The sequence below is a fragment of the Paenibacillus zeirhizosphaerae genome (assembly GCF_030705605.1).
Lineage (GTDB): Bacteria > Bacillota > Bacilli > Paenibacillales > Paenibacillaceae > Paenibacillus > Paenibacillus zeirhizosphaerae.
The window spans coordinates 1-12832 of the sequence record NZ_JAPCKK010000001.1 but is presented as its reverse complement, the minus strand read 5'-3'; the positions used below and the strand labels follow the sequence as shown (position 1 = coordinate 12832).

The 12832-nt window shown below is 50.0% G+C and carries 12 protein-coding genes, 11 tRNA genes and 2 rRNA genes; 2 read left to right on the top strand and 23 right to left on the bottom strand.

Annotation, left to right across the window (positions count from 1 at the left end):
• Positions 1–4: 4 nt before the first annotated feature.
• Positions 5–262, bottom strand: coding sequence for a post-transcriptional regulator (locus OIN60_RS00125; protein ID WP_305752838.1), 258 nt, complete (start codon positions 260–262; stop codon positions 5–7).
• A 208-nt stretch (positions 263–470) separates the two neighbouring features.
• Here OIN60_RS00125 and spoVB point away from each other — a divergent pair, with 208 nt between their 5' ends.
• Positions 471–2042: a stage V sporulation protein B gene (gene spoVB / locus OIN60_RS00120; RefSeq protein WP_305752837.1), complete on the top strand. Its 1572-nt coding sequence runs from the start codon at positions 471–473 to the stop codon at positions 2040–2042.
• A gap of 21 nt (positions 2043–2063) precedes the next feature.
• On the opposite strand, the gene OIN60_RS00115 is transcribed toward spoVB, so the two are convergent.
• Entirely contained in the window at positions 2064–2813 is a 750-nt protein-coding gene (locus OIN60_RS00115) for a DUF421 domain-containing protein (RefSeq protein WP_305752836.1), read from the bottom strand.
• 203 nt (positions 2814–3016) lie between these two features.
• On the opposite strand from OIN60_RS00115, the gene OIN60_RS00110 reads away from it, so the two are divergent.
• Positions 3017–3409 (top strand): TIGR04086 family membrane protein, encoded by a 393-nt coding sequence (locus OIN60_RS00110; RefSeq protein WP_305752835.1) that lies wholly within the window; start codon positions 3017–3019, stop codon positions 3407–3409.
• Between the two features lie 74 nt (positions 3410–3483).
• Here OIN60_RS00110 and yajC read toward each other — a convergent pair whose 3' ends face one another.
• From yajC to OIN60_RS00005, 21 genes are all read right to left on the bottom strand, one after another.
• A complete protein-coding gene (yajC, locus tag OIN60_RS00105) occupies positions 3484–3807 on the bottom strand; it encodes a preprotein translocase subunit YajC (protein ID WP_305752834.1) in 324 nt (107 codons plus the stop codon).
• A 42-nt stretch (positions 3808–3849) separates the two neighbouring features.
• Positions 3850–4989 carry a tRNA guanosine(34) transglycosylase Tgt gene (gene tgt, locus OIN60_RS00100; protein WP_305752833.1) on the bottom strand — a complete coding sequence of 380 codons (1140 nt, stop codon included), beginning with the start codon at positions 4987–4989 and terminating at the stop codon, positions 3850–3852.
• 24 nt (positions 4990–5013) lie between these two features.
• Complete coding sequence (queA, locus tag OIN60_RS00095) at positions 5014–6042, bottom strand: tRNA preQ1(34) S-adenosylmethionine ribosyltransferase-isomerase QueA (protein ID WP_305752832.1); 1029 nt, start codon at positions 6040–6042, stop codon at positions 5014–5016.
• 8 nt (positions 6043–6050) lie between these two features.
• Positions 6051–8135 carry a SpoIID/LytB domain-containing protein gene (locus OIN60_RS00090; RefSeq protein WP_370872318.1) on the bottom strand — a complete coding sequence of 695 codons (2085 nt, stop codon included), beginning with the start codon at positions 8133–8135 and terminating at the stop codon, positions 6051–6053.
• 47 nt (positions 8136–8182) lie between these two features.
• The gene (gene ruvB / locus OIN60_RS00085; protein ID WP_305752831.1) at positions 8183–9187 is read right to left on the bottom strand and encodes a Holliday junction branch migration DNA helicase RuvB; all 1005 of its coding nucleotides are present in this window, start codon (positions 9185–9187) and stop codon (positions 8183–8185) included.
• A gap of 36 nt (positions 9188–9223) precedes the next feature.
• Positions 9224–9838, bottom strand: coding sequence for a Holliday junction branch migration protein RuvA (gene ruvA, locus OIN60_RS00080; protein WP_305752830.1), 615 nt, complete (start codon positions 9836–9838; stop codon positions 9224–9226).
• Positions 9835–10338 carry a crossover junction endodeoxyribonuclease RuvC gene (gene ruvC, locus OIN60_RS00075; protein WP_305752829.1) on the bottom strand — a complete coding sequence of 168 codons (504 nt, stop codon included), beginning with the start codon at positions 10336–10338 and terminating at the stop codon, positions 9835–9837. Before ruvC ends, ruvA begins: the two co-directional genes overlap by 4 nt.
• Before the next feature lie 147 nt (positions 10339–10485).
• The gene (locus tag OIN60_RS00070; protein ID WP_305752828.1) at positions 10486–11181 is read right to left on the bottom strand and encodes a BofC C-terminal domain-containing protein; all 696 of its coding nucleotides are present in this window, start codon (positions 11179–11181) and stop codon (positions 10486–10488) included.
• Positions 11182–11365: 184 nt separating this feature from the next.
• Positions 11366–11439, bottom strand: a tRNA-Pro gene (locus tag OIN60_RS00065).
• Positions 11440–11445: 6 nt separating this feature from the next.
• Positions 11446–11525: transfer RNA gene (locus OIN60_RS00060), tRNA-Leu, on the bottom strand.
• A gap of 32 nt (positions 11526–11557) precedes the next feature.
• A tRNA-Arg gene (locus OIN60_RS00055) sits at positions 11558–11634 on the bottom strand.
• Positions 11635–11641: 7 nt separating this feature from the next.
• Positions 11642–11716 (bottom strand) — tRNA-Gly (locus OIN60_RS00050).
• 22 nt (positions 11717–11738) lie between these two features.
• Positions 11739–11814 (bottom strand) — tRNA-Lys (locus tag OIN60_RS00045).
• 37 nt (positions 11815–11851) lie between these two features.
• Positions 11852–11928: transfer RNA gene (locus tag OIN60_RS00040), tRNA-Asp, on the bottom strand.
• A gap of 27 nt (positions 11929–11955) precedes the next feature.
• A tRNA-Met gene (locus OIN60_RS00035) sits at positions 11956–12029 on the bottom strand.
• 11 nt (positions 12030–12040) lie between these two features.
• Positions 12041–12116 (bottom strand) — tRNA-Val (locus tag OIN60_RS00030).
• Between the two features lie 3 nt (positions 12117–12119).
• Positions 12120–12191 (bottom strand) — tRNA-Glu (locus tag OIN60_RS00025).
• Between the two features lie 27 nt (positions 12192–12218).
• A tRNA-Ser gene (locus OIN60_RS00020) sits at positions 12219–12307 on the bottom strand.
• Positions 12308–12309: 2 nt separating this feature from the next.
• Positions 12310–12385, bottom strand: a tRNA-Asn gene (locus tag OIN60_RS00015).
• A gap of 33 nt (positions 12386–12418) precedes the next feature.
• A 5S ribosomal RNA gene (gene rrf / locus OIN60_RS00010) occupies positions 12419–12535 on the bottom strand.
• Positions 12536–12724: 189 nt separating this feature from the next.
• Positions 12725–12832: ribosomal RNA gene (locus OIN60_RS00005) — 23S ribosomal RNA — on the bottom strand; the annotation flags it as partial.

Genomic DNA, 12832 nt, shown 5'->3' with positions numbered 1-12832 from the left:
CTTTCTATTCGAAAGTGGATCCCCGGAGTGCGGACATCGTTAAATAGTTCATGAAATTGGTCGCTTTGAGAGAAAGAATGTCGTTTACAAGCTTATGCAGCGGGGGTATTCCTTCTTTCTCGTACTTTTCGCTAACACAGTCCCAGACATCCTTACTGGTCACATGCTCATAACCTACCATCCTGAGCTCCTCGGCTTTGCTGCGGCAAAGCATCTCGACGGCTTCTTCCAGATAGTTCTCATCCAGTTCTTCCATACCCATAACTTCAACCTCCTGAACCGTGCTATATAAACCGTACATGCAAACAATATATGTAATCCGCTATCCCGTCAATACTGCGAGCCTGCCTTTCTTAATTTACCATCAGGATATTTAGAGGCTTGTCATGAAAGGGGACAGGTTGGGCATATCCATTTACTACATGCTGTAAGCGGGTCCAGCCCAAATCTGACGGAAGAGGGAGTTGCGGTTGAGAAAACAAACCTTTATTCAAGGAGCCATTATACTGCTTGCCGCAGGCATCATCAACCGGCTGCTTGGCTTCGTTCCGCGCATTGTGCTTCCCCGAATTATCGGGCCTGAAGGTGTCGGATTGTACCAGCAAGGATATCCGTTTTTCATCGTCATTATAACACTGATAACAGGTGGAATTCCTTTAGCTGTGGCCAAGCTGGTCGCTGAAGCCGAGACGGAGGGTCGTCCGGAACGATCCAGACAAATCCTTCACACGGCTCTCCAGTTTACGGTAACCCTAGGCACAATATTTCTGATTCTCTGTCTTGTCTTCGCCCCTTGGATTACGAACCATATTCTTACGGATAACCGTGTATATCATACTTTTGTCAGCATGACGCCTATGATCATCATTGTGGCGGTATCATCCGTATACCGCGGTTATTTTCAAGGAAAACAAAACATGATTCCGTCCGCTGCCTCTTCTATAGCCGAAACCGTGATCCGCATCATTTGTGTCATCTGGTTTTCCTATCTTCTTTTGCCCAAGGGAATTGCTTTCGCTGCGGCCGGCGCCATGCTCGGAGCTATGGTTGGCGAATTGATTGGCATGTTCGTGCTGCTGTGGCAGTATGCCAGACACCATAATGATCCCCCTAAAGAAATAGGGAGTGTTCCACAGAAGGAAGAGAACAATTCCGCGAAAGGTAAAATACTTAAACCCATGCTCTCTTTATCCATACCAGTTACCGCCAGCAGGCTGGTCGGTTCATTTTCTTATCTGCTTGAATCTATCGTGCTCATGCGCAGCCTTGCGGCGGCTGGAATTGCAACCGCGGTTGCAACCGCCCAGTACGGAGCACTACAGGGCATGATCATTCCTTTGCTGCTCCTTCCCGGCGCCTTGACCACTTCACTTGCTATCTCGCTCGTTCCTTCTCTATCGGAGGCTTCAGCAGGCGGAAGTTGGGCGGTTGTTCACAGCAGGCTGAACCAGTCCCTCCGCCTATCTCTTGTAGCCGGCGCTCCGTTCGCCGTACTGATGTACGTGCTTGCTGATCCAGTATGCATGCTGCTGTACAACAGCACGGAGGCCGCAGGAATGCTAAAACTTATGGCACCATTTGCGCTCTTCATCTATATTCAGGCCCCGCTGCAAGCTGCCTTGCAGGCTCTGAACCGTCCCGGCCAGGCGCTCATAAATACCGCTGTCGGCGCTATTATCAAAATCGCCCTGATCATTGCCCTCGCTTCCCGGCCCGAATACGGCATTTACGGCGGCGTAGCCGCCATTTGTGTGAACAGCACGGCAGTAACCCTACTCCATGGATACAGCGTAAGCAGACTGCTAGGCTATCAAATGAAGGCAGGGGACTGGTTCAAAACAGCCGCAGGGATGCTTTTGATGGGCGGAGCCGTGTTATATGCTTATCTCCATCTGCCTTTCGGTGGTACGCTTTGGCTGCAGTTTATCTGTTCGTCTCTGATCGGAATAGCCCTGTATTTGGTGTTTATGAGTTGTACAGGCATGATCCTCTGGGATCAGTTACACCGCATTCCAATTGTGCGGAGGTGGTTTAGAACCTGAAGGGGATACCTTTAAGGCCGCCTATTCCTTCTTGTCCCCCATACTACTGACATAAAGCTTACCATTATGGTCCACGGAGCAAAGAAAAATATCCTTGAAATCGTTATGCCCCTGAAGCTGAATTTGATTTTTCAGCCAGAACCTGGTTTTGTCGATTTTTTCGAGATTCGCATCCTGCACTTTTCCATCCATGATCAACGGAATCGGCAGTCCTTCGTACTTGAATTTCTGCAATTCTTTCCTGCCGATGGGGGGGACATTCGTCTCATCGGCTGCCTGTCGGCTACCCTGTGGGTTACCCGTTTCCTGAGCCTTGTCCATTTTCGGAATAACTGTAAGCTTACCGCTTGTCTCCAGAACCGCATAATCAACCTCCGATATGCTGGCTATATTTTGCTCCCTGAGCTGCAGCATCAAATCGTCCAGATTGTATCGCTGCTTTGCCATCATGCCGCGGTTCAGCTTCCCTCCAGAAATAAGAACGGCAGGTTTTCCGTCGAACAGCAGCCGTATGCTGCGGTTTTTGAGACTTATATAAGCTATGCTGATCTGAAGGATCACCAGCGTTGCTAGAGGTATGAACGCATCGTAAAGGGGGCGTTTAATATCCTCCAGCGCAAAGACGGCGATCTCCGCCATCATGATTGAAATAATCAAATCAAACAGGGACAGCTTGCCGATTTCCCGTTTACCCATAATCCGCATAATTACAACCAGCACTGCGTACATCAGCACCGTCCGAAAGATATGCATTCCTACATGGTTCAGCATAGCAAATCTCATCCTCCTGTGTTCCCGGCTTGGGAGATCAGAATGCGTATTTGGTATTCTCACCCTCAACTTGATGCAGCATACAAAAAAATAGCTTTTAAATTAATGGAAAAAGAATTGATAAAGGAGCTTAAGCTTGTACTATCCGCTGCGGTCCGGCCATAGAATGGGATATATCATTTTTTTCGGAGGAGGTCTGTAAAATGGATATGATCCGCCGCTGGTCCTATCGAGTGTCGAGCCCCCTTTTATCCGGTCTGTTCTATGCTTTTATATGGATGATGGCCGGGGCGCTTGTGTTATCTCTGCTCCTTTGGCTCACCGGCATGCAGGAGCAGGATTTATCCCTTTTCACCTACATTATTCATGGCATCTCCATGCTGGCGGGCGGTTTTGTATCAGGCAAGAGATCGGGGAAAAAAGGCTGGTACCGGGGGGGAGTGACGGGCTTGGTTTACGGGGTAGCCGTCCTGGTCATCGGCTTTTTGGCCTTGGATTCACGTATGAACGTACAGGATCTGTTGCATCTATCCGCAGCCTTTATCCTAGGTGCCTTTGGAGGAATGCTGGGGATCAACTTAAGTAAAACAGCCTAAAGCTGTGATAAGTTATATAAAATGCAAAAAACCGGACTCTCCCCAAGAAGAGCTCGGTTTTTTTAGAAAGTAGATTATTTGCTCGCTCCGCCCGTTGCATCATTCACGACGGTCGCCGTGCTAATCGCGCTGCGGTCGAATGTCAGCTTGGTAACGTCGTTTACACGCAGAACCACGATATCATCTGTGATCTCTGCGATTGTACCATGAAGTCCACCGATGGTAACGACCTTATCCCCTTTTTTCAAAGCATTCAGCATGGAGTTACGCTGTTTCTGTTTCTTTTGCTGTGGACGGATGAGCAGGAAGTAAAAGATAGCAAACATCAAAACGAACGGCAGTACCATTCCCCAGATGCTGTTAGTCCCACCAGCAGCCGCTGCTGTAAAATTCAACATATTATAGTTTCCCCCCTTTCAAGACTTATACATTCTTATCTTTCAGAATCCTTTATCATTATCATGAAGACCATACTGCTCGAAAAATTCGTCCCTGAAGTCCAGCAATCTGTCATCCATGATGGCCTGTCTCACATTGCGCATCAGGTTAAGCAGAAAATGCAGATTATGATATGTTGTCAGCCGGAGGCCAAATGTTTCGTCAGCTTTGATCAAATGACGCAAATAAGCGCGTGAATAATTTCTGCATGTATAGCAGTCGCAGGCGGGGTCCAGAGGACCGAAATCACGCATATATTGGGCATTGCGAACTACCAGGCGTCCCTGGCTTGTCATCGTGGTGCCATTACGGGCAATGCGAGTAGGAAGCACACAGTCAAACATATCGATACCGCGGATAGCGCCTTCAATCAGCGCGTCAGGCGATCCTACGCCCATCAAATAGCGGGGCTTCCCTGAAGGAAGCAGCGGCACAGTAGACTCCAGCACCTCATACATCATATGCTTCGGCTCGCCTACGCTCAGTCCACCAATAGCATACCCCGGGAAATCCATGGAAGTCAAATCAGCCGCACTTTGCTTTCTGAGGTCTGCATGCATGCCGCCCTGTACAATCGCGAACAAACCTTGATCATGCGGACGAGCATGACTTGTAAGGCAACGTTCCGCCCAACGGCTCGTGCGTTCCAGAGACTTTTTGACATATTCGTAATCCGCCGGATATGGAGGACATTCATCAAATGCCATCATAATATCTGAGCCGAGCGCATTCTGAATTTCCATAGCGACTTCCGGTGAGAGGAATTTTTTATCCCCGTTTAGATGGGAGCGGAATTGAACCCCTTCCTCAGTGATTTTGCGCATTTCGCTCAATGAAAAGACCTGGAAGCCGCCGCTGTCCGTCAGGATTGGCCGGTCCCAGTTCATGAATTTATGCAGTCCGCCAGCTTCCTTTACGATATCGTGACCGGGACGAAGAAACAAATGATAAGTATTGCTCAGGATAATCTGGGCATCCATCTCTTTCAGCTCTTCGGGACTCATCGTCTTGACCGTTGCTTGGGTCCCTACCGGCATGAACGTCGGGGTTTCAATTACGCCGTGCGGCGTATGCACTCTTCCGAGCCGTGCTCCGGATTGCTTGCAGGTTTTGATATGCTCATACGTAATTGCTGGTGCCATTATATATACTCCTCTAGGCTTAAATTAATAAATAAACATGGCATCTCCGAAGCTGAAAAACCGGTATTTACGGTCAATCGCTTCTTCATAGGCTGTCATGATATGCTCGCGGCCGGCAAGAGCGCTGACCAGCATGACGAGTGTAGACTTGGGCAGATGAAAGTTGGTGATCAGCGCATCAACCACTTTAAACTCATAACCCGGATACATAAAAATCTTGGTCCAACCACTCATTTCCTTAAGCGGACCACCCTCGCACACGCCGCCCACCGTCTCAAGCGTTCTGCAGCTTGTCGTTCCGATAGCTATAATACGACCGCCCCGTGCCTTCGTAGCATTCAACAGCTCAGCCGTTTCCTTGGACAAAGAGTAATATTCCTCATGCATTTCATGCTCTTCGACCACTTCAGCCGACACGGGCCGGAATGTGCCCAATCCGACATGAAGCGTAACAAATGCAATGGATACCCCACGACTGCGGATCTTATCCAATAGCTCTTCGGTAAAATGTAATCCGGCCGTCGGAGCGGCGGCAGACCCTTCGTGCTTCGCATACACAGTCTGATAGCGTTCCTTGTCATCCAGCTTCTCACGGATGTACGGAGGCAGCGGCATTTGCCCCAGCCGGTCTAAAATCTCCTGGAACACTCCCTGATATGAAAAGGTAATGGTTCTGGCACCCATGTCGCCTTCTTCTTCGATTTGTGCCTTTAATTCTTCACCAAAAAGGATCACGGTACCCTTTTTTAGTTTTTTGCCCGGTTTCACGAGCGCTTCCCATCGGTCACCCTCCAGATTCTTGAGCAGCAGCACTTCGGCCTTGGCTCCCGTATCCTCCTTGACGCCGAATAGGCGGGCCGGTATTACCCTGGTATCATTCAACACCAAGGTATCTCCCGGATTCAGAAAATTCACTATATCCTTAAACGTATGATGCCCGAGTTCACCGTTTTGCTTGTTTAAAGTCAGCAGTCTGGAAGAGCTTCGCTCCTTCAGCGGTGTCTGCGCAATCAGTTCTTCTGGAAGATGAAAATCATATAAGTTTACGTCCATCTATATCTTCATTCCTTAACTATAGAAACATTTTGGTAATAGTGTTGCAAAATTTGCTTATAATCATACCCTTCATCCGCCATGCCTTTGGCCCCCCATTGGGATAATCCAAGGCCGTGACCATTACCCTGACCGGTAATAATGAAGCGCTGCTCCTTATCAATTACACGAGCTTCATGAGACCCGTTCATGACAACCATTCCACTCCCGGACCATGTGCTCTTTCCGCTGCCGAAAATCAGGTCAGCCCCCGCAGCACCGCTGATATGGCTGGTTTGTCCATCAGCGCCTAATACAGTATAACTGCCCGTTCCGCTAATATCAAACTTCGTGCTTGGCAGACTGCCCATTGCCGAACGGTACATATCCGGATATTTTACAGTCAGCGGCTGTCCGTTGGCTTCCACTTCCATGACTCTGCCGGAAGGCCCCCGCTCCGTGACATCCAAATGCTGAATCTCTGCAGGAAGCGTGCTGGTGATTTTTCCCTGCATGGATTTCAGAAGCTGGTCTGATGTAAACGGTCCTCTTACCCAGGCGTAGCTTCCAGACTCAGGCACCTTGCCAAGCACCACGGCCTCATCCCCGGGATTCATCTGTGCCACAGCCGCCACAGCCGACTGGATTTGTGGGATCGGCCGCACATTCGTGCTGTCCGCTGTAACGGTCATTTGTGCCAGCCCCGCTCCGGTTACACCCTCAATCTCGCTTACGTTGTCTTCCCGGACGTAACCGGTTTTGCCATTGTCCAGCAGAACGTGATACCACATCTTGGTACCTTCCTGCGCACTCGCATCCCCCAGGCTGTCCACGCTTGCAAACACTGTGCCTCCCCCATTCCATACTTCAGAAGGATCAGCGGTAGCACCACCGGCGTTGGCGGAAAAAACGGCTTCAATCACTTCGCCCCCGCTCATCAATACTTCACCTGAGGTGGCATCCACAGCATCACTTACATCTTCATTCTCGCTGCCCAGCCCGTTATAGGCCTGACTGAGCGTTGTATCCACCACATCCGCAATGTTAAACTTATTGCTTTTATACAGCGCATAACTGCGGGCAGCTACCGCTTGAGCCTTCAATGCTTCATCCGGCCAGGATGCATAAACCTCTGCTCCTACTACGGAATACAGGTATTGATCCACAGGCAGTTCATTAACTAAGGCTACTTGCCCGGACACTTTGCTGATTTCAAAATCGCCACGGTATGTACGTTCGGATCTCTCAATGACCTGAATACCCTTTCCATCACCGTGGACCGTGACTTTTCCGTTATCCGAACCGCTCAACATGTAATGCCTCAGGTTCTGTGCACTGCCACCCACCGTACCTGCATCCTGTCTGATAATAAGGGCGGTCCCGGACAAGTCGGCGTCCATAAAAATAATTTCCGGCAAAGCTCCGGCTAATGCTTCACGGATACTGGACAACTGGCCGCTTGATGCCGCTTCGCCGACCCATACCGCATAATCGCCGCTGGACATCAGAACCGTATATGCGTCAAATCCGACTGACTGGATATCGTTCCTCACCCTGTTTGCTTCTTGCTCATCTGCAAACGTTCCCGCAGACAAATGATAATTGCCTGTTGCCACTGGCATCTGTCCGTTCAACTGAGCAGCCGCAGACACAGCAATCCTGGCTGCAGCCGTCTGCGCCGCCGCTGCGCTAGCATACATGCCGGTGTACAACTGATACACCGTTCCTCCGTTCTTCGAATCCGTAAATATCATCGGTTTATCACTCGTACCCTGCAGTACCTTTGCGGCGGCGGCCGCTGCTTGGTAATCCCAAGTCTCCATGACCTTTACCCGAAAGCCGTCAACACTGAAACGAACGGCTTGCCCGGACGAGAGCTGAAGCCACGCCCGGTGCTCGTCGCCGATTCCTTCTCCTATACTCCAGTCGCCATTCGATTTCAAAGTAACCGCAGGAGTAGTTGATTTATACGTGCTTCCAAGATCAGCGAACATGGCTACCCGTATTGTGTCCGGTGTATCGTCACCATACGCCGGATTGTACATGCTGCCAGTAGACATCAATACGGTCGCTCCCAGCACGATATAACGCATCCATTTGTAACCTTTTTTCATTTCCGCCGTATTCCTCCCCAAAGTTGCATACCGCTTTTTATAGCTGTTCAGTTCCCCTCCGGTATAGGCAGTCCCAAATGAGCGTAGGCCGCCGGTGTAGCGATTCTTCCACGTGGTGTCCTTTGCAGCATGCCGATCTGCAGCAAATACGGCTCATATACATCCTCGATCGTCTGACTTTCTTCTCCGATCGTCGCCGCAATGGTATCCAGCCCGACAGGTCCTCCACGGAAATTCAGAATCATCGCTTTCAACATTTTATGGTCAATTTCATCCATACCGCGCGGATCGATCTGCAGGCGCTTGAGGGCCTCTTCAGCAACAGTCTGAGTAATCATTCCGTCCCCTTGGACCTGTGCAAAATCTCTGACTCTCTTGAGCAGCCTATTGGCGATCCGTGGTGTCCCGCGTGAACGCAGCGCAATTTCTTCGGCTGCATTTCCAACAATGCCGATCCCCAAAATATCAGCCCCACGCGACACAATATAAGCAAGCTCGTCCGTTGTATAGAATTCCAGACGGCTGATCACACCGAAACGGTCGCGAAGCGGGGCCGATAGAAGGCCTGCCCTGGTTGTTGCTCCTATTAGAGTGAAGGGGGGCAGATCCAATCTCACCGAGCGTGCGCTAGGGCCTTTGCCGATCATGATATCCAGGGCAAAATCCTCCATTGCCGGGTACATCACCTCTTCAACGGTTCTATGCAGCCGGTGAATCTCATCGATAAACAGAACATCGCCTTCCTGAAGATTGGTGAGCAGAGCAGCCAGATCACCCGGACGCTCAATGGCAGGTCCTGATGTCGTTCTTAAATTCACGCCCAATTCATTGGCGATAATGTTAGCCAGCGTTGTTTTCCCTAGCCCGGGAGGGCCATACAAAAGCACATGATCCAGCGCCTCACTCCGCATTTTTGCGGCTTCTATATAGATTTTAAGATTTTCCTTGATCTGATTCTGTCCGATATATTCATTCAAAAAGCGGGGACGCAAACTCAGCTCCACCGCCTGGTCTTCCATCATTAAATTCGCCGAAATAATCCGGTCTTCCATATGGCATCGCTCCTATTCTGCTGTCAGTCTTTCCGACTAACCTGCGAACAGCATCTGCAGCGCCCGTTTCATCAGGATATCTACAGAGTCGTCCGGCGAAGTATCTTTCTTCATCTTGGCCCATGCTTTATCCAATTCCGTGTCCGTATAGCCTAGAGCTTTCAAGGCTTCGCGGGCCTCACTCCAGTACGAGCCATCCCCTTCCTCCACGACCGGAGGCGCAAACAATCCGGTAGCCATAGAAGCCGAACCGATTCCATCCAGCTTGTCCTTCAGATCCAGAATCATACGCTGCGCCGTCTTCTTGCCGATGCCCGGCAGTTTCGTCAGGAAAGTTATATTCTCCTGGTAAATAGCGGACACAACATGTGCAGGCGTTCCGCCCCCCAAAATACCCAAAGCAACCTTCGGTCCGATTCCGGATACTTCAATCAGCTTCCGGAACAGTTGCTGCTCCTCACGGGTAGGAAAGCCAAACAGCAGGATGGCGTCCTCACGCACATGATGGTGGATATACACCGTTACTCCTCCCTCAGTCTTGGCAAAGGCATAAGGATTGGGGCAAAATACGCGGTATCCAACCCCCTGAACGTCCACTACAATATATTCATTCTCCAAATGGGCGACATGCCCCCGTAAAAAATCGATCATCTTCTCAATACCTCATTCAGTTTGGAATTTAAAGTATAGGAATGCGCGTGACATATGGCAACAGCCAATGCGTCGGCTACATCATCCGGCTTGGGCACGACCTGCAGTTTCAGAAACATCCGGACCATCTCCTGCACTTGCTTCTTCTCTGCTTTGCCATAACCTACAATGGCCTGCTTGACCTGCATTGGCGTGTATTCAGCAACCGGCAGGCCACTCTGGACGGCAGCAAGCACAAGCACTCCCCGAGCCTGGCTGACCGCCATCGCGGTCGTGACATTCCGGTTAAAAAAAAGCTTTTCCAATGCGACAGCATCGGGTTTATATTTATCAATGAGCTGCTTCATTCCTTCATAGACATGCAGCAGACGTTCCTCTTCAGGTGTATGTGCTTCCGTCTGGATACATCCGTATTGAACCGGAACCACTTTACTGCCCTGCTTATCCACAAATCCGAAGCCCACAATAGCGATGCCCGGATCTATCCCCAAAATGCGCAAAACCATCTCTCCTCTACGTACAAAAGCGAACATATGTATTGTTCATTTCATTATAACAAATGTTAGGGTCCACGGTCGAAAAAGTTTCTTTTTCTATGCACAACAAAAAGAGACGCGTTCTGCGCCTCTCCGAAGTGTGAACAATTATTAATATTCCTGTCCCATTACTTTACGCGTCTGTTCCACCGCATAATCGCTAAAGGTCGAGATCACACTGTTATATTCCTCTATATCCTGTATTCGGATCCCCTCTCGCAGTTGTTGAAAAACACCTTCAGGCAGGGACGTTTCCATGCTCCCGATATCAAGCTGAAAAAAAGTACGGATCACCTTTTCCTTTTGCGGTGGTCCCTCAAACAGAGTTAACTGCTTCCCGGAGCCGATGCCCATATACGAGTTTTTCTTGCACATCGGCGAAAGATCTGCAACCTCCCGTTCAAGCCACACTTCGCCCTTGGCGTTCAAACGTCCGCTCCAATCCGGATGCTGCTCCAGCAATGAAGCCAGATCCTCAGCCCGGTAATTCCCGAGCAACGCAGTTTCAACCCCGCAGACATAGTTTGTAAGCAAATGAACTTCTCTGTTTAAACCGGTACTCCGTACCGTTCCGATAAACTTCTTCTGCTGCTGGGAGAGTTCATCCTTCGAATCACCCTCTGTGACTTGCACCATAGCCTCCATCGCCGCGGGTCCCTCATCTGTCAGAAGGTCCTCAAGATTATCCGACAGTATCACCGTATAAAAAGCAAAAGCTGCAGCGCCCGCCATAAAGAAGGTCCAAAGTGCCTTTCTCCATTGTCTCCATCGGCGTCTGAACTGTTTTTTCAGTTTGAATCGATTCATATGAATCCCTTCTATCCCACTTTTTGTGTTAGTGTGACCGAGGGAACATGAATTTATACGTTTACAACGCGGCTAACTCCTTCATTACAAATGGTGGCGTTCACCAGCTAAATGACGCTCATGCTGAGTGTGCAACAAAAAGAAGTCCGCTAAGATGTTTAGCGGACTTCTTTTTGTTTATGAATCGGGACGACACGATTTGAACATGCGACCCCCTGGTCCCAAACCAGGTGCTCTACCAAGCTGAGCTACGTCCCGTTATAATGCCGGTAAGAGGACTCGAACCTCCACGGTTTCCCTCACGATTTTGAGTCGCGCGCGTCTGCCAATTCCGCCATACCGGCTTATTTAAATTATAATTTCATTGAAGTAAGAATGGCGTCCCCTGAGAGATTCGAACTCCCGACCTTTTGATTCGTAGTCAAACGCTCTATCCAGCTGAGCTAAGGGGACAAACTAATGGAGCGGACGACGGGAATCGAACCCGCGACCCTCGCCTTGGCAAGGCGATGCTCTACCGCTGAGCCACGTCCGCAATTCATTATGAAAATTTAAACTGGTGAGCCATGAAGGACTCGAACCTTCGACACCCTGATTAAAAGTCAGGTGCTCTACCGACTGAGCTAATGGCTCGCAATACTTGGATTCTCATTTCTGAAGCATGTTATTATGGCGGAACCGACGGGATTCGAACCCGCGATCTCCTGCGTGACAGGCAGGCATGTTAGGCCTCTACACCACGGTTCCAAAGGTGTTTTCTTAAATTAAAAACAATTGCGGGGGCAGGATTTGAACCTGCGACCTTCGGGTTATGAGCCCGACGAGCTACCGAACTGCTCCACCCCGCGATATTAAGTTATGGTGGAGGCTGAGGGGATCGAACCCCCGACCCTCTGCTTGTAAGGCAGATGCTCTCCCAGCTGAGCTAAGCCTCCATATGACCCGTAGGGGATTCGAACCCCTGTTACCTCCGTGAAAGGGAGGTGTCTTAACCCCTTGACCAACGGGCCACACATCTACAAAGAAATGAATCAGAACGGAGAGAGAGGGATTCGAACCCTCGAGACGCTTTTGGCGCCTACACGATTTCCAATCGTGCTCCTTCGGCCAACTCGGACACCTCTCCAATGGCTCCCCGAACAGGACTCGAACCTGTGACAACTCGATTAACAGTCGAGTGCTCTACCAACTGAGCTATCAGGGAATACTACGCTTGTTGAACAAGCATAAGGGCTTTGCCTGGCAACGTCCTACTCTCCCAGGACCCTTCGGTCCAAGTACCATCGGCGCTGGAGGGCTTAACGGTCGTGTTCGGGATGGGTACGTGTGGAACCCCTCCGCTATCGCCACCAGACAGGTTTTTTCCGGTCGAATTACTCCCCGAATCACTTCAGGAAAATAACCAACTACAGAAAAGACATGCAGCTTCATGTTGCCGCGAGAAATTCGGTACATCACGTACAGTGTGTATGAATTTCATAGCGCTCAAGGCTATTACGCCCTGAAAACTGGATCCGAAACGTCCATTGCCTTTTAGAACCTTTAGGATAAGCCCTCGACCGATTAGTACTGGTCAGCTCCATGCATTGCTGCACTTCCACCCCCAGCCTATCTACCTCGTCGTCTTCAAGGGGTCTTACATACTGGGAAA

Coding starts and splice junctions, on each gene's coding strand:
- OIN60_RS00125 (WP_305752838.1), bottom strand. CDS start 262: ATGGGTATGGAAGAACTGGATGAGAACTATCTGGAAGAAGCCGTCGAG.
- OIN60_RS00115 (WP_305752836.1), bottom strand. CDS start 2,813: ATGCTGAACCATGTAGGAATGCATATCTTTCGGACGGTGCTGATGTAC.
- OIN60_RS00110 (WP_305752835.1), top strand. CDS start 3,017: ATGGATATGATCCGCCGCTGGTCCTATCGAGTGTCGAGCCCCCTTTTA.
- yajC (WP_305752834.1), bottom strand. CDS start 3,807: ATGTTGAATTTTACAGCAGCGGCTGCTGGTGGGACTAACAGCATCTGG.
- tgt (WP_305752833.1), bottom strand. CDS start 4,989: ATGGCACCAGCAATTACGTATGAGCATATCAAAACCTGCAAGCAATCC.
- queA (WP_305752832.1), bottom strand. CDS start 6,042: ATGGACGTAAACTTATATGATTTTCATCTTCCAGAAGAACTGATTGCG.
- OIN60_RS00090 (WP_370872318.1), bottom strand. CDS start 8,135: ATGAAAAAAGGTTACAAATGGATGCGTTATATCGTGCTGGGAGCGACC.
- ruvB (WP_305752831.1), bottom strand. CDS start 9,187: ATGGAAGACCGGATTATTTCGGCGAATTTAATGATGGAAGACCAGGCG.
- ruvA (WP_305752830.1), bottom strand. CDS start 9,838: ATGATCGATTTTTTACGGGGGCATGTCGCCCATTTGGAGAATGAATAT.
- OIN60_RS00070 (WP_305752828.1), bottom strand. CDS start 11,181: ATGAATCGATTCAAACTGAAAAAACAGTTCAGACGCCGATGGAGACAA.